This window comes from Mesorhizobium sp. M7A.F.Ca.US.014.04.1.1, assembly GCF_003998745.1.
GTDB lineage: Bacteria > Pseudomonadota > Alphaproteobacteria > Rhizobiales > Rhizobiaceae > Mesorhizobium > Mesorhizobium ciceri.
Window position 1 is genome coordinate 1 of sequence record NZ_RZRW01000630.1, and the last position, 3,139, is coordinate 3,139.

The window sequence follows — 3,139 nt, forward strand, 5'->3', positions numbered from 1 at the left end:
GAAGCGGGCGAAACCGCCGACGATCGCCTGGTCCTCACCGAAATTGCGGTCGCCGGCCAGCGGCGTGAAATCGGTGAACAGGCCCTTGATGTAGTCGACGCAATGCGGCCTGTCGGGATGGCGCGCCACCTGCACCTTCTGCCAAGGCGTCAGCGCCTTGTAGGCATCGCGCAATGCGTCGCGGGAGCGCTTCTCGAGACGGTTGATCTCGTCGCCGACATCGACCGCCTCGCCATTCTCGGCAAGCTTCTTCAGCTCGAGGATCTTGCCCTCGAGGTCCTGCACCGGCTTTTCGAAATCGAGGTAATTATACATGCGTGAGCGGACCGATACGTCGGAAGGCAGTGGCTGACGGAACCCTTGAATCCAAGGCTCCGGGCGGTGAAATGTCGTCCTCACATAGCGATATGAGGCCTAGTCGGCAAGCGGATGATGATCGTTGACCAGCCGCACCAGCCGCTCTTCCAGCACATGGGTGTAAATCTGTGTCGTCGATATGTCGGCATGGCCAAGCAATTGCTGCACGGCCCGCAGATCGGCGCCGTTCTGCAGGAGATGGCTGGCGAAAGCATGGCGCAGCACGTGCGGCGAGATCTTCGCCGAGGCAATGCCGGCCCTTGCCGCCAGCCCTTTCAGGTCACGCGCGAAGACCTGGCGCGAGAGATAGCCGCTGTCCGAGGCGGCCGGAAACAGGAACGGACTGTCGGCCAAGGCTGGCACCTTGGCGCGGGCGGCAAGCCAGGTCTTCATCGCCGCGCGTGCCTTGGCGGAGAGCGGCACCATGCGCTCCTTGTCGCCCTTGCCGCGCACCATGAAGAAGCGGTCGTCGCGTTGCGCCACCGTCACCGGCAAGCCGACCAGCTCGGAAACGCGCAGGCCGGTGGCGTAAAGCACCTCGACCAGCGCATGCAGGCGCAGTGATGCCAGGCTGTCCCCATCGCCCGACGAGACATCGCCGGCTTCAATTGCTGCACGGTCGATCAGCCGGCCGGTGTCGGCCTCGCTCATCGTCTTGGGCAGCGGGCGGCCCTTTTTCGGGCTGTCCAGCGTGCCGGTCGGGTCATCGCCGCGCAGGCCTTCGGCGTAGAGGAATTTGAAGAACTGGCGGATCGCCGACAGTTTGCGCGCCTGCGACGTGGCGGCAAAGCCGCGGGCGGCAATGTCGTCGAGATAGGCGCGGATATCGGCGGCGGCGGCACCGGCCAGCCCGCCATCGATCGCGCCGGAAGCGTCCTCGAGGTCGCGGCGGTAGGAGGAAAGCGTGTTTTCTGCCGCGCCCCGCTCGGCGCTCATCATTTCCAGAAAGGCTTCGATGCGGGCGGCGCTGTTCATTCAGCCTGTCTTGTCATTCAGCTTTTCTTGGGATTGAGCTTTTCCGGAGGGATGCGCACGCTCATTTCCCCCTTCTTTGGCTCGACGAACATCACCAGTGCGAACATCGTACCATAGGCAATGCCAGCCAGAATCGCCGTTACCACGACAAAGCGAAACAGTGTCGGCATCAATTTTCGCCCGTCTTCTTGTTCTGCGTTTCCAAACCCTGTCCCCTTATGGGACGCCAATCCGGCCAATTCAAGGAAGAAGCTGGGGCCTGTTAGCAACTTCTGATGCAGACCCTGCCAGTCCATATCGGGTTCAAGGCACTTGCCACGCTTGACGCAAACGGGCTTTTCATGTCGATACGCCGGCAAAGAGGGCCTTCGAAACATCCGATGAACGCGCTGCCAGCAAATCCTCCAGACGAGAACCACGCCGCGTTGCTCGGCAGGCTGGGCAGCCGTTCCGTCGTCTTCGTCGGACTGATGGGCGCCGGCAAGACGGCGATCGGCCGCAAGGTGGCGACGATGCTGGCGCTGCCCTTCATAGACAGCGACCAGGAGATCGAAAGCGTCTCGCGCATGACCGTTCCGGAACTGTTCGAGCGCTACGGCGAGACCGAATTCAGGGCGCTGGAGCAGCGCGTCATCCTGCGCGTACTGGAAAACGGGCCGCAGGTGCTGTCGACCGGCGGCGGCGCCTTCATGAATGCGCAGACGCGCGAGGCGATTGCAGCGCAGGGCGTCTCGGTGTGGCTGAAGGCCGAACTCGACCTTCTGATGGATCGCGTCGCCAAGAAACAGAACCGGCCGCTCCTGAAAAGCGCCGACCCGCGCGCCGTGCTGGAGCGGCTGATGGGCGAGCGCTATCCGGTCTACGCGACATCGGACGTCACAGTGCCGACCCGCGACGACCGCAAGGAAGTCATCGCGACCGAGGTGGTGGACGCGCTGTGCCGGCATTTCGGCATTGATCAGGCGGCTGCGACGGGCGAGGTGGAACAGTGAGCATCGAGGCACCCGTTGTCGTCGAAGTCGGCCTTGGCGACCGGACCTACGACATTCTGATCGGCTCGGGGTTGTTGGCCCGCGCGGGTGCCGAGATTGCGCGCCGGCTGCCGGGCACACGCGCCGCGGTCGTCACCGACGCCAATGTCGCGGCAGCGCATCTCGGTGCGCTGAAGGCAGGCCTCGAAACGGGTGGCATCCAGACCGCCATCATCACACTGCCGGCCGGCGAGAAGACCAAGAGTTTTGCCCATCTCGAAGAGGTGGTCGACGGTGTGCTGGCTGCGAAACTGGAGCGCGGCGACATCGTCATCGCCTTCGGCGGCGGTGTTATCGGCGACCTTGCCGGCTTTGCCGCCGGCATCGTGCGGCGCGGCATGAATTTCGTGCAGATTCCGACCTCGCTGCTGGCGCAGGTCGATTCCTCGGTCGGCGGCAAGACCGGCATCAACAGCCCACGCGGCAAGAACCTTGTCGGCGTCTTCCATCAGCCGAAACTGGTGTTGGCCGACACAGGGGTGCTCGACACGCTGCCGATCCGGGAATTCCGCGCCGGCTATGCCGAGCTCGCCAAATACGGGCTCATCGACCGGCCGGAATTTTTCGCCTGGCTGGAAAAGAATTGGGTCCAGGTTTTTGCCGGCGGGCCGGAGAGGGCGCAGGCGATTGCCGAAGCCTGCCGCGCCAAGGCCGACGTGGTTGCGCGTGACGAGTTCGAGACCGGCGACCGCGCGCTGCTCAATCTCGGCCACACATTCGGCCACGCGCTGGAAGCCGCCACCCAATATGACCGCACCCGCCGCGTCCATGGCGAA

4 protein-coding genes and 1 pseudogene are annotated in these 3,139 nt (G+C 64.0%); 2 read left to right on the plus strand and 3 right to left on the minus strand.

All coding sequences use genetic code 11. From position 1 onward, the window contains the following. The 3 genes and pseudogenes from EOA22_RS28910 to EOA22_RS28920 all read right to left on the minus strand — a co-directional run. Nucleotides 1-315: pseudogene (locus EOA22_RS28910) on the minus strand (acetyl-CoA carboxylase carboxyl transferase subunit alpha); the annotation flags it as partial. Nucleotides 316-414: 99 nt separating this feature from the next. Continuing rightward, a complete protein-coding gene (locus EOA22_RS28915; RefSeq protein ID WP_063169115.1) occupies nt 415-1,332 on the minus strand; it encodes a site-specific tyrosine recombinase XerD in 918 nt (305 codons plus the stop codon). A 17-nt stretch (nt 1,333-1,349) separates the two neighbouring features. Continuing rightward, on the minus strand, nt 1,350-1,502 hold the full coding sequence (locus EOA22_RS28920; protein ID WP_013529356.1) for a hypothetical protein: 153 nt from the start codon (nt 1,500-1,502) through the stop codon (nt 1,350-1,352). A gap of 210 nt (nt 1,503-1,712) precedes the next feature. On the opposite strand from EOA22_RS28920, the gene EOA22_RS28925 reads away from it, so the two are divergent. Both EOA22_RS28925 and EOA22_RS28930 read left to right on the plus strand, forming a co-directional pair. Further along, entirely contained in the window at nt 1,713-2,324 is a 612-nt protein-coding gene (locus EOA22_RS28925; RefSeq protein ID WP_024503735.1) for a shikimate kinase, read from the plus strand. Beyond that, nucleotides 2,321-3,139: 3-dehydroquinate synthase (locus EOA22_RS28930; protein WP_127390402.1), on the plus strand; the 819-nt coding region annotated here is incomplete at its 3' end. The genes EOA22_RS28925 and EOA22_RS28930, both read left to right, overlap by 4 nt.

Excerpts from the sequence above, each read along its gene's own strand:
- EOA22_RS28920 (WP_013529356.1), bottom strand. The coding sequence starts at position 1,502 with ATGCCGACACTGTTTCGCTTTGTCGTGGTAACGGCGATTCTGGCTGGC.
- EOA22_RS28915 (WP_063169115.1), bottom strand. The coding sequence starts at position 1,332 with ATGAACAGCGCCGCCCGCATCGAAGCCTTTCTGGAAATGATGAGCGCC.
- EOA22_RS28925 (WP_024503735.1), top strand. The coding sequence starts at position 1,713 with ATGAACGCGCTGCCAGCAAATCCTCCAGACGAGAACCACGCCGCGTTG.